The organism is Flavobacterium cerinum (genome assembly GCF_004028155.1).
Taxonomy (GTDB): Bacteria; Bacteroidota; Bacteroidia; order Flavobacteriales; family Flavobacteriaceae; genus Flavobacterium; species Flavobacterium cerinum.
Window position 1 is genome coordinate 515,886 of the sequence record NZ_SBII01000001.1, and the last position, 15,203, is coordinate 531,088.

Consider the following 15,203-nt stretch of genomic DNA (forward strand, 5'->3'; position numbering starts at 1 on the left):
ACTGTGAACCGAACACTATACTATATGACATTTAAAGAGCAAATACAGGAAGGGATTCCTTCTATTTTACCGCAGCCTAAGCCTTATGAATTGGACATTAATCATGCTCCAAAACGAAAAGAAATACTTAGTGCCGACGAGAAAAAACTGGCACTGCGCAATGCGCTTCGTTATTTTGAACCGAAGGACCATAAGGAACTGATAAAAGAATTTTCGGAAGAATTAGAAACATATGGGCGTATTTATATGTACCGCCTTCGTCCGGATTATAAAATGTATGCAAGGCCAATCGATGAGTACCCAGGAAAATCAGATCAGGCTAAAGCGATCATGCTTATGATTCAGAATAACCTGGATTATGCAGTAGCGCAGCATCCTCACGAATTAATTACCTATGGAGGTAACGGTGCCGTGTTTCAAAACTGGGCACAGTACAGGCTTACGATGAAATACCTTAGCGAAATGACCGATGAGCAAACGCTTACCATGTACTCAGGTCACCCAATGGGATTATTTCCATCGCATAAGGAAGCGCCAAGAGTAGTGGTTACTAACGGTATGATGATACCTAATTATTCTAAACCGGATGATTGGGAAAAATTCAATGCATTAGGTGTGTCGCAATACGGTCAGATGACGGCAGGTAGTTATATGTATATCGGTCCGCAGGGAATCGTGCACGGTACTACTATTACCGTATTGAACGGAGGAAGAAAGATAGCTAAGAACGGTGAAGGACTGGAAGGCAAAGTATTTGTAACTTCAGGTCTTGGTGGTATGAGTGGTGCTCAGCCTAAAGCAGGTAACATTGCCGGCTGTATTACCGTTTGTGCCGAAGTAAACCCTAAAGCAGTACACACACGTCATTCTCAGGGATGGGTAGACGAGGTAATGACCGATTTACCTTCATTGGTAGAAAGAGTTAAAAAAGCCAAAGCCGGTAAAGAAGTTGTTTCTATAGCTTACCAGGGTAACGTGGTAGACGTATGGGAAGAATTTGACAAACAAGATATCTATATCGACTTGGGTAGTGACCAGACTTCGCTTCACAATCCGTGGGCAGGTGGTTATTATCCGGTTGCAATAAGCCTTGAAGAGGCGAATCAGCTTATGGCTGATAATCCTGAACTGTTTAAAGAAAAAGTACAGGAAACACTACGCAGACATGCAGCAGCTGTAAATAAACACACAGCAAAAGGAACCTATTTCTTTGATTATGGAAATGCTTTTTTATTAGAAGCATCACGTGCAGGAGCAGATATTATGGCAGCAGACGGTATTAATTTCAGGTACCCAAGCTATGTACAGGATATTATGGGACCTATGTGCTTTGATTATGGTTTCGGGCCGTTCCGTTGGGTATGTGCTTCAGGAAAACCGGAAGATTTAGCTAAGACCGATGCTATTGCAGCAGCGGTACTGGAAGAAATGGCGAAAACGGCTCCTGTTGAGATAAAGCAGCAAATGCAGGACAATATAAAATGGATACAGGGCGCGCAGGAGAACAAGCTTGTAGTGGGTTCTCAGGCACGTATATTATATGCCGATGCACAGGGAAGAATTAATATTGCCGAAGCTTTTAATAAGGCTATTGCCAATGGAGAGATCGGGCTTGTGGTATTGGGCCGTGACCACCACGATGTATCCGGTACAGATTCTCCGTATCGTGAAACATCTAACATTTATGACGGTTCACGTTTTACGGCCGATATGGCAATACACAACGTTATTGGAGATAGTTTCCGTGGTGCAACTTGGGTAAGTATCCATAATGGTGGAGGCGTAGGTTGGGGAGAGGTTATTAATGGCGGATTTGGTATGGTTCTTGATGGTTCTAAAGAGGCGTCAAGACGTTTAGAATCAATGCTTTTCTGGGATGTTAATAACGGTATTTCAAGAAGAAGCTGGGCAAGGAATGAAGAAGCAATTTTTGCAATAAAAAGAGCGATGGAAAATCAGCCGCTTCTAAAGGTTACTTTGCCAAATATAGTTGACGACGCTTTACTAGGTTGATAATTAGAAGAGGGTTAATTGTCAACATTTATTATCTTTAATATGAACGATTAACTTTTTGTGATTATGAAAACTATAAAATTGCTATCGGTACTATTTGTTACAGCTATCATGGCTTCGTGCAGCTCTATCAGGGTTGTGTCAGACTATGATGACAGTGTTGATTTTAGCCAGTATAAAACCTATGGCTATTTTAAAGAAGGAATAGATAAAGCAGAGATATCTGATCTTGATAAGAAAAGGATATTAAAAGCTATAGAAACTGAACTCCAAAATAAAGGTTTTACCAAAAGTGATAACCCAACTTTACTGGTGAATATATTCACCAAAGCTACACAGCAGGTAGATGTTAATCAGTGGAATAATGGTTTCGGATGGGGCTATGGTTACGGCTATGGTTGGGGTCCCGGTTTTTGGGGAGGCAGTTATACATCAGTTAGCACATCTACCGAAGGTACGCTTTACATAGATCTTATAGATGTGAATAAAAAAGAACTGGTTTGGCAGGGAGTAGGTACAGGAGTACTGACTTTAGACCGCGAAAGAAAACAGGAACGAATCAATGAATTCGTGACTGAGATCATGAAGCAGTTCCCGCCACAGAAGAAGAAATAAAAAAAAGTAAAAGGCTCCATATCAATGGAGCTTTTTTTATGGGATATTATTTTAAAAAAAATAATGATCCTATTACATACTAAAACCAATAACTATTGAGTTTAATATATACTGTTTTAATCAATTGTTATTTCAATTATTACTTTGTTTCTGTTGAGCCATGGTGAAAACCATGGCTTTTGCGTTGTAATAATCAGGTTGGTTAATATTTAACTTGTAGCATAAAATCCCTTTATTTAAAATATATATTTTATGGTTTAGGATTGTTAAATGAGAATTTCGTAATTTTACGATGTAAATAACGTTTATAAAAAATGAATGCACCTATTGAAAGTAATCCGCTAATTGAAAGATTACCGAAACACTTAAAGCAGTTTATAAAGCCTCAGGATTATAATGACTATACGCCTATAAATCAGGCGGTATGGCGTTATGTAATGCGCAAAAATGTTGATTATCTTAGCAGGGTAGCGCACAGTTCTTATCTTGAAGGACTTAAAAAAACAGGCATTGAGGTAGATAATATTCCAAGCATGTATGGCATGAACAGGATATTACAGGAGATAGGATGGGCAGCAGTAGCTGTAGACGGTTTTATTCCGCCTAACGCATTCATGGAATTCCAGGCTTATAATGTGCTTGTTATCGCATCAGACATCCGTCAGTTAGAACATATTGAATATACTCCGGCTCCGGATATTATTCATGAAGGGGCAGGGCATGCCCCTATCATTGCGAACCCGGAATATGCTGAGTACCTGAGACGTTTTGGAGAAATTGGCTGTAAAGCAATATCTTCTTCAAGAGACTATGAAATATACGAAGCAATACGACTGTTGTCTATCTTAAAAGAAGCTGAGGGTACACCACAGGCTGAAATTGATGCGATAGAAAAACGTGTTGAAGACCTGCAGAATGAAGTTGTAGAACCCTCTGAAATGGCACTTATCCGTAACCTGCACTGGTGGACGGTAGAGTATGGTCTTATCGGAACGGTTGAAGATCCTAAAATATATGGTGCCGGATTACTTTCATCTATTGGTGAAAGCGCCTGGTGTATGACTGATAATGTAAAAAAAGCACCTTACGATATTGAAGCGGCTTACCAAGGTTTTGATATTACAAAACCACAGCCACAGCTATTTGTTACACCTGATTTTGCACATTTAAATCTTGTTTTAGAAGAGTTCGCCAATAAAATGGCACTGCGTACCGGAGGTCTTTCCGGTCTGGAGAAACTGATAAAATCGAAAGCCCTTGGTACTATCGAATTAAGTACTGGTATACAGGTTTCGGGAGTATTTACGAATGTGATTGAAAATGGAGGCAAACCGGTGTATGTGCAAACAACAGGTAAAACGGCTTTATCATATAGAGAAAAAGAACTTGTAGGTCATGGTACAATTTATCATTCTGAAGGTTTTGGAAGCCCAATTGGAAAACTTAAAGGGATTAATCTTTCTATAGAAGATATGAGTCCGAGGGATCTTATTGCTTATGCTATTTATGAAGGAGAAAGAGTAACCCTTGAGTTTGAAGGTAATATTACTGTGAGTGGCGTGATTATTACGGGTACAAGAAATATTCAGGGTAAGATAATTATCATCAGCTTTAAAGACTGTACCGTTACACATAATGATACCGTGTTGTTCCAGCCGGAATGGGGTAATTATGATATGGCTGTTGGTAAAAAAGTACTTTCTGCTTTCTCAGGACCTGCAGATATCAATAGTTTTGACCTGATAACACACGTACCATCAAGTAAAACCATCAAAGCTGTAAAATCACCGGAAAGAGAAGAACTGGAAGGTCTTTACAAAAACATAAGAAGCATAAGAGAAGGAAAAGGTGAAACAATGAGTATTGCAGATACTTTCGCGATGCTAAAAGAGAAACATTCAAATGACTGGCTGCTTTCGGTAGAAATTACAGAACAGCTTCATAAAGATAATAGCCAGGGATTATTGCAGGAAGTTATGCTGCACCTGGATGCCGTTAAAAAGAACCGCCCAAATGTGGCGCATTTAATAGAGGGCGGATTAGAACTTATATTTGAAAAAGAGAAGATTTCTTAATCTTGAAAAAGAGCGCTTTAAGCGCTCTTTTTTTATTTATAGAAGTACATTGTTTATCGATTTGTCATCTACCGTTTCACCATTATACTGAAGTTTCCAGCCCATAGTATTGGTAAGGATAAGTATTTTTGAAAGCTCGCTTAACAATCTGTTTTGTGCATTCGATTTTAATGAAGATTTCTCTATCTTTTTAGCAAGGTTCTCTTTTACCGTTTTGTTTATTTTGTTATAGTCTTCACCTGAGAACTCATTAAATCCGTTTTGTTGTACGTCATAAAACTTAAGATCCGGACTTATTTTTATTTCTTCTTTTGGGATGTTTTCAATGGTAATGGTTTTAGACGCTTCATCAATATCATATTCAATCTTACTCAGGTCGTAGCTCACGGTAACATCGGCATTTACTATTACAAGTGCTTTCTTCTCAAAAGAGATCATGTCCAGGAAATACTTTTGCTGGTCTTTGTAGGTTAGTACTTCAGAGAAATGTCCTTCTGTAACCACAAGCTTACCTACGTTTTTTATCTGTTCCTGTATAAGTGCCGTTTCTTCAATCTGGCTGGTACTGTCTTTTTTGAATTCGCAAAAGCGAAAAGCAAGAAAAATTACAAGCAGTGCACCGGCACCAATGAGTATTTTGCGCGTCATTTTTTTATTTTAAAAGTAAGAATAAATTATAAGGGGTACTGTTATAGCGGCCTTAAAATAATTGGAAAAGTGAAGTATATATCCGTTGTTTATTTTAAAATGTAATATGAGGGTGAAGCTTTTGCAGTACAGTGATCTTATCATTGAGTTTTGATAAGAATGCCAGGTGCTGTTGTGAGTCCGGATTAAAAGAGCGATGCGTTAATCCTTTCTGTATGCTGTCTGCGAGCTTCATTGTTTCCTGTGCTTGAGAAGTGATGGAAGATTCGGTAAAACGCTTCCAAATGTAATTTATAGCTGTCTGATTAGGGTGTATCATATCTTCTGTGTAAAAGCGGTAATCACGAAGTTCATCCATCATGATTTCATACGATGGAAAATAATAAGTATTCAGTATTTGTTCCTTATTGTTTATCGTTTCCTGCAGCGCAGCTATAAGGTTAGCCTTGCTCCATTGGTTCTCCACATATCCGTCTTTTATATGACGAACAGGGGACACCGTAAAAATGAGTTGAACTGATGAGTTTATCTTATGAACCAGATTTATGATACGCTGTAAGCTTTGTTGTATAGCATCTACTGTGAGCAGTTCTTTGGTAAATTGTTTCTGTGGTACTTTATGGCAGTTGGCAACAAGATCGCCTGATGCAGTATTACGGTATACCCATGCAGTACCCAATGTAATTATAAGATGAGTTGCCTCTTTTAATTGGGTGTTAGCTAATGCTACAGCACTGTTTAAATTTAAAAGCAGCATTTCTTTATCAGGATGGCTAAGGTCGGAATGTGCATCAAAACTATGCCAGCGTTCGTTGTGGTAAAAAATATCAGCTTCGGTGAACTCTTTTTTATGTATGGCAAAGCCAATGAATTTTTCCAATGCTTCCGGATGGAAAAGTATCCCAAAAGGATTGGTAGTATTCCTGAACTTAAAGTAATCAAATTTTTGCCCGATGTTCACGGCAAAACATGAACCCAAAGACACTATTACCGAATTATAATCGATAGGTGTTACATTGTTTGAAACAGGTATTTGGGTTCTGAACTGCATTTTTTGTTGTTTTGGAATAGGTCATAAAAGAAAACCCAAATACAAATATAGCATTTGGGTTTTTAATTGTATTCCTTTAAGTGTTATTCGTAGAAATATTGTTTTTTAGTTGTTACGTATTCACCATCCAGTCTTTTACCTTTTAGTGTTGAGGTTTCAGGATAATTAGCTAAATTATAAGTATAAGTGAAAGTATATATAGCCCCTTCAGGTTTTGTATAAGCAGTGAGGCAATTGTGTTTTCCATCATAATCTGGTCTCATGTATTCATGATAACCTAAAACATTTTTCATAGAATTATTTTTAGTGTCATAAATATGATCATAATTGCCTAAACCTGACGTAGTCTCAAATGAAATGGTGTTTCCGTTATTGTAAGTGATAGTACTTGAGTTATTTAACTCCATTTCCGATTCGCTATCTCCTACATAAACGGAGGAGGTAACTGTTCCATTTGGGCTGTAAGAGAAAGTCACCATGTCTATTTTTTCTAAAACGACATTAGGCTGAAGGATTGTATTGAAAGTCTTTTCTATAATTTTTCGATTATTGTTATCATATTCAATAAAAGTTTCACTGGTAAAATAGGTATTTGTATGCTTTATATATGTTATAAGGTTACCTGTATAGGCATAAATATCGCTAATGCCATCGGTTCTAATAATACTCACTATTTTACTACCATCATAAGTATAAGTAAAGGTAGTAATGCTGCCATCTTCTTTCGTTTCAATCACTTTTTTTAAAAGAACATTTGTTTCTTGAGGTGGAGTTGTGGTTCCTGGATTATCATCGCCGGAACAAGCAGTTAATAGAGTTAATGCAAGAATAAGAGTAAAGATTTATTTCATTTATTTGGATTCATTTCAGGATTTATAAGAAAATAAGTCCTGTATTTGATTTTAGATTTTTAAATAATTATTCGTAAAAGAATTGTCTTTTCGTGGTTTTATACTCACCCATTACATATACCTTTTCTGTAGAGGTTATTGGGTAGTCTTTTGAGTTGTAGGTATAGGTATTGTCAAAATAAGTTATAGGTTCTGCATATGTTATATCAATAACAGTAAGCAGGTTTTGAGCATACATGTCAGTCTCTAAAACATTTTTCAAAGGATGATTTTTTCCGTCATAGGTATAGACCAATTTTGTTCCGTCATTAGACTGATATTGGATCGTAGTGGCACTAGGGTAGGAAACAATCGTGGTTTGGGAAAGCTCTGTTTGAGATTCAAAATCCCCAGTATATGATCTAATGGTTGTGGTTCCGTCTTCATTATAAGTGTACACGTCTTTTTGGGCAAACTTGGGGTACACATTGTGTACTAATACTGTTTTTGAAGCTATTTTATTATTGTCATTATATTCATAAATATAGCTGTACCTAAGCGTATAATTTTCATAATCTTCTAAGCCTGTATTCTGCTGCCCTGTGTAAGTGTAAATACTGCTGGAACCGTCACTTGAAATAACACTTGTTAATTTGGTATCAGTATAATTGTAATTAGATGTTACTATTTCTCCGTCTTCGTTTGTCGAAATGATCTTTTTAAGGCTAACTGTTGTTTCTTTCGCTGGAGCCGGACTATCGTCACTGGAGCATGCTGTCAATAGTATTAAAGCAATAGTCAGAGTTAAAAGTTTTTTCATTTCCTGTTTATTTAGATTGAGAGGGGTATAAAAAAATTAAAACCCAAATACAAATATAGTATTTGGGTTTTAATTTAAAAACGTTTGTTCTTATTAGTAAGCATACTGCGTTGTAATAGTGGTGTTAGGGTCCTCTACATCTGTTTCAACAACCGTTAATGGATAGTTTTTAGCATCATAAGTATAAACATACGTAGTTTGTAGTTTTGGTGCACTAGTACTGTTTGAAGCAGAAGAAGTCTCTGAAGTTATATTTTCTGCATGATTTGTGCTTTCCATTGTATTTACAAAAGCAATTTTATCAAACCCTGTAACATTCTTTAACGGATTGTTTTTACCGTCAAAAGTAAATGTTACAGTATAGGTAATACTTTCAGCACCAAAAGAAACTACTTCGGTATATTTATCTGCATAAATTTTACCTACCATATTCAATTGGTCTATTGATGATGGTGTGTTGCCATTATATTCTTTATAATCAATGCTTCCATCTGCATTATGTACATAAGTGATTTTTTCGTGGTATGCCTCTTCGGTATTATCAATAGAAGTATAGGTTACAAGTTTATTAGCTGAATTATATACATAAGTATCAGTTGTTATAAGCTCAGTTCCTTGGTATGTTTTCCACTCTGTAATAAGATCGCCTGCATAAATGAAAACCTGGCGTAAACCTTCATTGTTATTTATTTCTGTCAGTTTAGTACCATTATAAGTTAAAACTGTAATAAGCGTTCCATCTTCATCGGTTTCGGTGATTTTTTTCACGAGCACTGTGTCATTGTTCGTAACTGGAGAAGAATCGTCACTGCCACAAGAGATCATAAATAGGGCAGCTGCTGCCATGATTAACATTTTTTTCATTGGTATGGTTGTATTTGATTTTTTAATGCGGCAAAAGTAAGGAATAAAAGTAAATGAAATCTTACTAATGAAAAAAGGCGCTAAATATATATTTAGCGCCTTTTAAAAAGAGTATCAATGTGTTATTTTATAAATCCAACAGCGTCAGAAAGTGCAGCCTCTATACCCGCAGCATTTTTACCACCCGCAGTAGCAAAGAATGGCTGTCCGCCACCGCCGCCCTGAATGTGTTTTCCAAGTTCACGAACTACCTGTCCGGCGTTTAAGCCTTTTTCGGCAACAAGTTCTTTAGAAACATAGCAGGTTAGCATTGGTTTTCCTTCTTCGGCAGTAGCCAATACAATAAATAGGTTAGTGCCAAGATTCCCCAGCTCATAAGCAAGGTCTTTTGCGCCGTTAGCATCAAGGTCTACTTGTTTCGCAAGAAACTGTACACCGTTTATTTCTTTAAGCTCAGCAGCTAGTTCACCTTTTAGGTTCTTGGCTTTATCTCTCATTAAAGCTTCCAGTTGTTTTTTCAACTTAGCATTTTCGTCCTGTAATGAAACTACTGCTTTTAAAGTATCCTGCGGATTCTTTAGTGCAGCATTTATTTCTTCCAAAGCTTTTTCCTGAGAAGCAAAGAAGGTCTTAACAGCTTCGTTGGTAATTGCCTCAATTCGGCGGATACCTGCTGCAACAGCACCTTCACTTATTATTTTAAAGTACCATATATCGGCAGTGTTCCTTACGTGAATACCACCGCAAAGCTCCATGCTTTCACCAAATTTAATAGCTCTTACATTGTCACCATATTTCTCTCCAAATAATGCCATAGCACCTTCTTCTACAGCTTGCTTAAACGGAATATTTCTACGTTCAACAAGTGGCAGGTGTTCCTGTATTCTTTCGTTTACAAAATCTTCAACCTGTTTCAATTCTGCATCGGTAACTTTTGCGAAATGCGAAAAGTCAAAACGCAGGTACCCCGGGCTAACTAACGATCCTTTTTGCTCTACGTGTGTGCCAAGGATAGTTCTTAATGCCTGGTGCAATAAGTGGGTAGCCGAGTGATTGCTTGCCGAGTCACTTCTTAACTTCTCGTTTACTTTAGCTGTAAATGTTGCACTTACATTTTCAGGAAGTTTTTTAGCGATATGCAGTATAAGATTGTTTTCTTTTTTAGTGTCAAGGATTTCGATGGTTTCATTAGCTGTAGCCAAAGCACCTTTATCACCTACCTGGCCGCCGCCTTCAGGATAAAAAGGAGTATTGTCTAAAACGATCTGGTATAAGATACCGTCTTTTTTAGAATCAATTTTCCTGTATCGAGTAATTTTTACTTCGTTTTCTGTCTGGTCGTAACCAACAAAAGTTTCAGTGTTACCTTCAACTAAAAGAACCCAGTCATCGGTAGCAACTTCTGATGCTGCACGCGAGCGTGTTTTTTGTTTTTGAAGTTCAGCATCAAATTCAGCGTCATTATAAGACATCCCTTTTTCTTTTAGAATAAGAGCTGTTAAGTCTTTAGGAAAACCAAAAGTATCATACAGTTCGAATGCTTTAGCGCCCGATACTTCTTTGCCTTCGGTTTGTGCAATTACATTGTCAAGCAATTGTAATCCTTGATCCAGTGTTCTTAAGAAAGAAGCTTCTTCTTCTTTAATTACATTGGTTACCAATGACTGCTGTGATTTGATCTCCGGGAAAAATTCTCCCATTTGCGCGCTCAATACAGCAACCAGTTCATTAATAAAAGCTTCTTTTTTATCAAGGAACGTAAATCCGTAACGAATAGCCCTGCGCAATATTCTACGGATTACATAACCTGCACCTGTATTAGAGGGCAGCTGACCATCGGCAATAGCGAATGCTACGGCACGAACGTGGTCAGCAATTACGCGTATAGCGATGTTGGTTTTTTCTTCCTCATCGTTTTCGGCCTTGATCGTATATTTTTTACCTGTAAGGCTTTCGATTTTTTGAATAAGCGGAGTGAAAACATCAGTGTCATAGTTAGATGTTACGTTTTGTAACACCATGCAAAGACGCTCAAAGCCCATACCGGTATCTACGTGCTGAGCAGGTAGTTTTTCCAGTGAGCCATCAGCTTTACGATTAAACTCCATGAATACATTATTCCATATCTCTACGACTTGTGGGTGGTCATTGTTTACAAGTTCCTTACCCGATACTAATGCCTTTTCTTCAGCAGAACGGATATCCACGTGAATTTCAGAACAAGGTCCGCATGGTCCCTGGTCGCCCATTTCCCAAAAATTGTCTTTCTTGTTACCAAGAATAATACGGTCTTCGTCAATAAGGCCTTTCCAGATATCATAGGCTTCCTGATCAAAAGGAACATTTTCTTCAGGGCTGCCTTCAAAAACACTCACATAAAGAATGTCTTTCGGTATTTTGTATACTTCGGTAAGCAGTTCCCATGCCCAGTTAATGGCTTCTTTTTTAAAGTAATCACCAAAACTCCAGTTACCAAGCATTTCGAACATAGTATGGTGGTAGGTGTCAAAACCTACATCTTCCAAATCATTGTGCTTACCGGATACACGAAGGCATTTCTGAGTATCGGCAATACGTTTGCTCTTAGGTATGCCATTGCCAAGGAAATATTCCTTAAACTGTGCCATACCGGAGTTGTTGAACATAAGGGTTGGGTCATCTTTAGTAACAATAGGAGCTGAAGGCACAATTAAATGGCCTTTTTCTTTGAAAAAATCTAAGAACTGTTTCCTGATATCCTGGGATTTCATATAGGGACTGAAATTTATTATAGTTTAATTTTAGCAGGTATGAATCGAAAAAACGGCGGTAAAACCGTAACATTTATTACATTTGTTCGTTTATCAATTATAGCAACCTGCGGGCATTTTCTGTAAGGTGCAAAAATAGAATATTTTAGAACATGGCGAAGGTAAAATATTATTACGACGCAGAAAACTTAGCATATCGTATATTAAAGCCCAAAGCGGGTAGAAATGTAGGATATATTGTGCTTTTTTTGGTTGCTGCCGGGCTTTTTGGTTTTTTGTGTTTCGTAGTGCTGCTTAATACACCTTTTTTTGAGACACCAAAAGACAGGCTACAGGCAAGAGAGATAGAGAATATGAAGATAAGGTATGAAATATTAAACCGCAAAATGGATCAGGTTGATGAGGTTCTGGGTAATATTGAAGACCGCGATAACAATTTATACAGAACTTACTTTAATGCATCAGCAATACCCGAAGAACAGCGTAAAGCAGGTTTTGGAGGGGTAAACCGTTACAAAGACCTTGAAGGGTATGATAATTCTGAGCTGGTTGTAAATACTACAAAACGCCTGGATGTAATTTCTAAAGAACTTGTAATACAATCCAAATCGCTTGATGAAATCGCCAAATTGGCTAAAGATAAAGAGAAGCTGCTTTCTGCTATACCGGCGATACAGCCTGTTAAGAATGAAGACCTGCGCCAAATGGCATCCGGATTTGGATACAGGAGTGACCCTTTTACAAAAATAAGGAAGTTTCATGCCGGAATGGACTTTTCTGCACGAACAGGAACGCCTATATATGCAACCGGTGACGGTGTTGTGGTTACTGCCGATAATAAAGCATCGGGTTATGGTAATCACATTGTGATCAGGCACGGTTTTGGTTATGAAACTTTATACGGACACATGAGTAAATATAAGGTGAAAGCAGGGCAAAAAGTAAAAAGGGGAGACGTAATAGGTTATGTAGGAAGCACAGGCCGAAGTGAAGCGCCCCATCTGCATTATGAAGTACATAAAAATGGTGAAGTAGTCAATCCGCTAAACTTCTATTATGGAAATATTTCTGCAAAAGAATTCATTTTAATTTCTAAATTAGCTAACCAGGAAAACCAATCTCTAGATTAATGCATTTAGAACTGCCAGAAAAAAGATATTACAGCATTGGCGAACTCTCCAAGGCTTTTAATGTAAATGCATCCCTTATTCGTTTTTGGGATAAGGAATTTGACGTCCTTAAGCCAAAGAAGAATGCAAAGGGCAACCGTATGTTTACGCCCGATGATGTAAAAAACCTGCAGCTAATTTACCATCTTGTCAAAGAACGTGGCTTCACTTTAGAAGGTGCCAAAGTGCATCTTAAAGAAGGTCAGAAAAAAACTATGGATAAGTTTGAAATAATCCGTAAATTAGAAGCTATAAAAACCAACCTGTTAAATTTAAAAAACGAACTTTAAACAAACACTGAATATGAAAAAATGGATCATACCTGTAGTTATTATTGTAATTCTTGCAATCTGGTCGATATCGTCTTATAATGGTCTTGTAACGGTGAGAGCCGATACTAAAACAGCGTGGGCAGATGTAGAGAGCAGCTACCAAAGAAGAAATGACCTTATAGGCAACCTTGTTAAAACCGTGCAGGGAGCAGCCGATTTCGAAAAAGGAACGCTTACAGCAGTTATTGAGGCAAGAGCTAAAGCAACTTCTGTTACTGTAGACCCATCTAATATTTCTCCGGAACAATTGGAGCAATTCCAACAGGCACAAGCTGGTGTATCGGGAGCATTATCAAGATTATTGGTAAGTGTAGAACGTTACCCGGACCTTAAGGCTAACCAAAACTTCCTTGCCTTACAATCACAGATTGAAGGAACAGAGAACAGGATCAATGTAGCGAGAGACCGTTATAATGCAGCGGCTAATACATACGATAAGAAAAAACACAGCTTCCCAACAGTAATCTTCGCAGGTCTTTTTGGATTTGAAGATATGCCAAGGTTTAAAGCCGAAGCCGGAGCTGAAAAAGCACCTAGCGTAGATTTTAATTTTAAATAAGAAATAATGTCGGTAACCGAAGATTTTCTAACAGCAGATGAAGAGCAGGAAATAGTGAACGCTATTATCCTTGCCGAAAAAAACACTTCTGGCGAAATTAGGGTACATATCGAAAATCATTCAGTAAAACCTCCTCTCGAAAGAGCTAAGGAGGTTTTTCATCAATTAGGTATGTACAATACAAACTCTCGGAACGGTGTATTATTCTATATCGGAGTGTCAGACCATACCTTTGCCATACTTGGCGATGAGGGTATTGATAAGGTAGTAGAAGCCGATTTTTGGGATTGTACTAAAGATGCCATTATTTCTCATTTTAAAGAAAGCCGTTTTAAAGAAGGTTTGGTTGAAGGCGTATTGAAAGCGGGCGAAAGACTAAAACAGCATTTCCCCTATAATGAAAGCGATAAAGACGAACTGTCTAACGAAATTTCTAAAAGCTAAATGAAAAACGCACTACAAAAAAGCCTGCAAGTATTTCTATTGCTATTGTGCTTTACAGGCTTTGGACAAACGGTAACGATTCCTGAAAAACCTGCAAAACAAACGAGCTATTATGAACTTGGTATTCAGTTATTGGACGAAAGTCAAAAACAGGCTATCGAACAAAAGCTCATCAATTATGCCGATAGCACCTCTACCCAAATTGTTGTTGTGGTAGTGCCCACTACCCAAGGAGAAGATATTGATAGATATAAAGTTGATTTAGCACATAGTTGGGGTATAGGCCAAAAGGGGAAAGATAATGGTATATTGCTTCTTGTAGCTGTTAAAGACAGGAAGGTAGCTATTGCTTCAGGTTATGGAACTGAGCATCTTTTAACCGATGCTATGTCAAAATTAATAATCGTAAATGATATAACACCTGAGTTTAAAAAAGGCGATTACTATGCCGGTATCGAAAAAGGTACGACTGCTATTATGCAGGTGATGAATGGTGAGTATAAGGAAGACAGAAAAAGATCTGATGATTCTGGTTCAGGAGGAGGGTTTATTATTTTCTTTATAATCCTTTTCGTTATTATCATTGCCGTACTTTCCAGAAGAGGTGGTGGAGGTGGTAATTCCGGTGGTAAAGGAGGCTTTGGATCAGATCTTGCTGATATACTTATACTTGGCAGCCTTGGTAGAAGTCTAGGCGGAGGCGGCGGTTTCGGAGGAAATTCCGGAGGCGGCGGTTTTGGTGGTGGCTTCGGAGGAGGTTTTGGCGGCGGCGGTTTTGGTGGTGGTGGCGCATCAGGTGGATGGTAAAAGGGCTATTTCGTTAAGAATAGCCCTTGTAAAAATGATTTATCAAAACTCTTTTTTAAATAAAAATTGATAGTTTTGAATTTATACCAACATCCTTCTGCTCCTCCTGTTTTAGGACCATCACAACAGTAAGTTTTTGTAGATGTTGTTTACAATGCCCTAATTTGTTTGTTCTGCACTTCCTAATGATCTGCACCCATTTAATTTGCCTACATTTATTTGTGTG

General features: G+C 37.8%; 14 protein-coding genes. 8 read left to right on the plus strand and 6 right to left on the minus strand.

Translation table 11 applies throughout. The features are described from left to right. Positions 1 to 24: 24 nt before the first annotated feature. The 3 genes from EPI11_RS02375 to EPI11_RS02385 all read left to right on the plus strand — a co-directional run bounded on the left by EPI11_RS02375 (position 25) and on the right by EPI11_RS02385 (position 4,703). Entirely contained in the window at positions 25 to 2,013 is a 1,989-nt protein-coding gene (locus tag EPI11_RS02375) for a urocanate hydratase (protein WP_128388353.1), read from the plus strand. A 66-nt stretch (positions 2,014 to 2,079) separates the two neighbouring features. Continuing rightward, positions 2,080 to 2,628, plus strand: coding sequence for a DUF4136 domain-containing protein (locus EPI11_RS02380; protein WP_128388354.1), 549 nt, complete (start codon positions 2,080 to 2,082; stop codon positions 2,626 to 2,628). 314 nt (positions 2,629 to 2,942) lie between these two features. Next, the gene (locus tag EPI11_RS02385; protein WP_128388355.1) at positions 2,943 to 4,703 is read left to right on the plus strand and encodes an aromatic amino acid hydroxylase; all 1,761 of its coding nucleotides are present in this window, start codon (positions 2,943 to 2,945) and stop codon (positions 4,701 to 4,703) included. Positions 4,704 to 4,739: 36 nt separating this feature from the next. Here the strand turns inward: EPI11_RS02385 and EPI11_RS02390 are convergent, their stop codons facing one another. The 6 genes from EPI11_RS02390 to alaS all read right to left on the minus strand — a co-directional run bounded on the left by EPI11_RS02390 (position 4,740) and on the right by alaS (position 11,666). Further along, positions 4,740 to 5,351, minus strand: a complete 612-nt coding sequence (locus EPI11_RS02390) for a DUF4230 domain-containing protein (RefSeq protein WP_128388356.1) — start codon at positions 5,349 to 5,351, stop codon at positions 4,740 to 4,742. A 94-nt stretch (positions 5,352 to 5,445) separates the two neighbouring features. Continuing rightward, the gene (locus tag EPI11_RS02395; protein WP_128388357.1) at positions 5,446 to 6,402 is read right to left on the minus strand and encodes a GSCFA domain-containing protein; all 957 of its coding nucleotides are present in this window, start codon (positions 6,400 to 6,402) and stop codon (positions 5,446 to 5,448) included. 83 nt (positions 6,403 to 6,485) lie between these two features. Next, entirely contained in the window at positions 6,486 to 7,139 is a 654-nt protein-coding gene (locus EPI11_RS02400; RefSeq protein ID WP_128388358.1) for a hypothetical protein, read from the minus strand. A 181-nt stretch (positions 7,140 to 7,320) separates the two neighbouring features. Further along, positions 7,321 to 8,052: a hypothetical protein gene (locus EPI11_RS02405; RefSeq protein WP_128388359.1), complete on the minus strand. Its 732-nt coding sequence runs from the start codon at positions 8,050 to 8,052 to the stop codon at positions 7,321 to 7,323. Between the two features lie 93 nt (positions 8,053 to 8,145). Further along, positions 8,146 to 8,916, minus strand: a complete 771-nt coding sequence (locus EPI11_RS02410) for a putative periplasmic lipoprotein (protein WP_128388360.1) — start codon at positions 8,914 to 8,916, stop codon at positions 8,146 to 8,148. Positions 8,917 to 9,038: 122 nt separating this feature from the next. After that, the gene (gene alaS / locus EPI11_RS02415) at positions 9,039 to 11,666 is read right to left on the minus strand and encodes an alanine--tRNA ligase (protein ID WP_128388361.1); all 2,628 of its coding nucleotides are present in this window, start codon (positions 11,664 to 11,666) and stop codon (positions 9,039 to 9,041) included. A 152-nt stretch (positions 11,667 to 11,818) separates the two neighbouring features. Here alaS and EPI11_RS02420 point away from each other — a divergent pair, with 152 nt between their 5' ends. The 5 genes from EPI11_RS02420 to EPI11_RS19195 are packed head-to-tail and all read left to right on the plus strand — an operon-like array spanning position 11,819 to position 14,977. Next, complete coding sequence (locus EPI11_RS02420) at positions 11,819 to 12,796, plus strand: M23 family metallopeptidase (RefSeq protein WP_128388362.1); 978 nt, start codon at positions 11,819 to 11,821, stop codon at positions 12,794 to 12,796. Next, the gene (locus tag EPI11_RS02425) at positions 12,796 to 13,125 is read left to right on the plus strand and encodes a MerR family transcriptional regulator (RefSeq protein ID WP_128388363.1); all 330 of its coding nucleotides are present in this window, start codon (positions 12,796 to 12,798) and stop codon (positions 13,123 to 13,125) included. Before EPI11_RS02420 ends, EPI11_RS02425 begins: the two co-directional genes overlap by 1 nt. Positions 13,126 to 13,138: 13 nt before the next feature. Then, positions 13,139 to 13,726 (plus strand): LemA family protein, encoded by a 588-nt coding sequence (locus tag EPI11_RS02430; protein WP_128388364.1) that lies wholly within the window; start codon positions 13,139 to 13,141, stop codon positions 13,724 to 13,726. A gap of 6 nt (positions 13,727 to 13,732) precedes the next feature. Next, complete coding sequence (locus tag EPI11_RS02435; RefSeq protein WP_128388365.1) at positions 13,733 to 14,170, plus strand: TPM domain-containing protein; 438 nt, start codon at positions 13,733 to 13,735, stop codon at positions 14,168 to 14,170. Then, positions 14,171 to 14,977, plus strand: a complete 807-nt coding sequence (locus EPI11_RS19195) for a TPM domain-containing protein (protein ID WP_128388366.1) — start codon at positions 14,171 to 14,173, stop codon at positions 14,975 to 14,977. Positions 14,978 to 15,203: the final 226 nt, after the last annotated feature.

Coding starts and splice junctions, on each gene's coding strand:
- EPI11_RS02375 (WP_128388353.1), top strand. CDS start 25: ATGACATTTAAAGAGCAAATACAGGAAGGGATTCCTTCTATTTTACCG.
- EPI11_RS02380 (WP_128388354.1), top strand. CDS start 2,080: ATGAAAACTATAAAATTGCTATCGGTACTATTTGTTACAGCTATCATG.
- EPI11_RS02385 (WP_128388355.1), top strand. CDS start 2,943: ATGAATGCACCTATTGAAAGTAATCCGCTAATTGAAAGATTACCGAAA.
- EPI11_RS02390 (WP_128388356.1), bottom strand. CDS start 5,351: ATGACGCGCAAAATACTCATTGGTGCCGGTGCACTGCTTGTAATTTTT.
- EPI11_RS02395 (WP_128388357.1), bottom strand. CDS start 6,402: ATGCAGTTCAGAACCCAAATACCTGTTTCAAACAATGTAACACCTATC.
- EPI11_RS02405 (WP_128388359.1), bottom strand. CDS start 8,052: ATGAAAAAACTTTTAACTCTGACTATTGCTTTAATACTATTGACAGCA.
- EPI11_RS02410 (WP_128388360.1), bottom strand. CDS start 8,916: ATGAAAAAAATGTTAATCATGGCAGCAGCTGCCCTATTTATGATCTCT.
- alaS (WP_128388361.1), bottom strand. CDS start 11,666: ATGAAATCCCAGGATATCAGGAAACAGTTCTTAGATTTTTTCAAAGAA.
- EPI11_RS02420 (WP_128388362.1), top strand. CDS start 11,819: ATGGCGAAGGTAAAATATTATTACGACGCAGAAAACTTAGCATATCGT.
- EPI11_RS02425 (WP_128388363.1), top strand. CDS start 12,796: ATGCATTTAGAACTGCCAGAAAAAAGATATTACAGCATTGGCGAACTC.
- EPI11_RS02430 (WP_128388364.1), top strand. CDS start 13,139: ATGAAAAAATGGATCATACCTGTAGTTATTATTGTAATTCTTGCAATC.
- EPI11_RS02435 (WP_128388365.1), top strand. CDS start 13,733: ATGTCGGTAACCGAAGATTTTCTAACAGCAGATGAAGAGCAGGAAATA.
- EPI11_RS19195 (WP_128388366.1), top strand. CDS start 14,171: ATGAAAAACGCACTACAAAAAAGCCTGCAAGTATTTCTATTGCTATTG.